We start from the raw sequence: 1183 nt of genomic DNA on the forward strand, positions 1-1183 counted from the left end.
CGCCGCCGCCCCCGGCGGACCCCTGGTTCTGGCCAGGGCGCCCGCTGCCCGCACCGCCCGCGGGGGATGGGCCCGGCGCGGCGGGCGCCGGAGTTGGGCCCGGCGAGGGGGGCGCGGGGGATGGGTCAGGTGGGGCGGTGCCAGCGGGCGCCGAGGGCGGCGCCGGTGGGGGCGGTGCCGGCCAGGCTGCCGTAGGAGGTCGCGGCGGCGCGTAGGCCGGCGAGGTGGATGTCCAGGTAGCGGCGGCGTAGTTCGCGGATCTGGTCCGGGGTGCCGAGGCGGATCGCGGCGAGCTGCTCGTAGATCATCGGCAGGTCGGTGCTCTCCAGGTCGGCACGGACGGCGCCCGCCTGCTGGGCCCGGTGCAGGATGCCGTCCGCGAGCACCCTCGCCTGCGCGGCCAGGACGCGGTGCTCGGGCGTGGTCGGGAAGCGGCCGGCCAGATACACGGTCAGCGAGTGCACGTCGGCCTCGACGACGCCCCGCAGGAACGTCACGAACGCCTCCCACGGATCAGCCACCACACCGGCCGCTTCCGCCACCCTGACGAAGTGCCGCAGGCCGTCCAGGCAGAGCGTCGCCAGCAACGCCTCCTTGCTGGGGTAACGCCGGTACAGCGCGCTGATGCCCACCCCGGCGGCCCGGGCGACCGCGCCGATCGGGGCGTCCGGGTCGGCGACGAAGACGTCCCGGGCCGCGGTGAGGATCGCGCCGTCGTTGCGGACGGCCCGGGCGCGGCGGCCGTTCAGGACCTCGGGCTCCGTCATGGTCAACCTCGTTCCGGACGGCGGTGGTGGCGTCCGGATCAGGCTAACACTTGTGCGGAACAGATCGTTCCGTTACTGTCAGAGGTAGCGGAACGTTCCATTCCGTTCCGGAGGACACGGCGAGGAGACATCATGAACGCGACGACCACCTGGACTGTTCTGGACCGCGCCCACGCAGCCCTGCGCGACGCGACCACGGCGCTCGCCGACGCCGACCTCGGCCGGCCCACGCCCTGCACGGAGTGGACCGTGGCTCAGGTCCTGCAGCACGCCGCGGGCGACCAGCTCGCCTACGTCGCCGCCATCATTGGGCACGGCGGCCCGGCCGATGACCCGTTCGCCCCGTCCGGCTCCTTGACCGGCAGCCCGGCCGAGCTCGTCGAGCCCACCCTCGCCGCCTCCGCGGCAGCTTTCGC

The 1183-nt window shown here is 74.6% G+C and carries 2 protein-coding genes; one reads left to right on the top strand and one right to left on the bottom strand.

The genetic code is table 11. The annotated features are described in order from the left end of the window. Positions 1–125: 125 nt before the first annotated feature. Positions 126–767, bottom strand: a complete 642-nt coding sequence (locus AB0C29_RS49435; RefSeq protein ID WP_360835458.1) for a helix-turn-helix domain-containing protein — start codon at positions 765–767, stop codon at positions 126–128. 132 nt (positions 768–899) lie between these two features. On the opposite strand from AB0C29_RS49435, the gene AB0C29_RS49440 reads away from it, so the two are divergent. Beyond that, the coding region (locus AB0C29_RS49440; protein WP_360835460.1) for a maleylpyruvate isomerase N-terminal domain-containing protein at positions 900–1183 on the top strand (284 nt) is incomplete at its 3' end.

Origin of the sequence: Actinoplanes sp. NPDC048791 (assembly GCF_040650095.1) — a bacterium.
GTDB lineage: Bacteria > Actinomycetota > Actinomycetes > Mycobacteriales > Micromonosporaceae > Actinoplanes.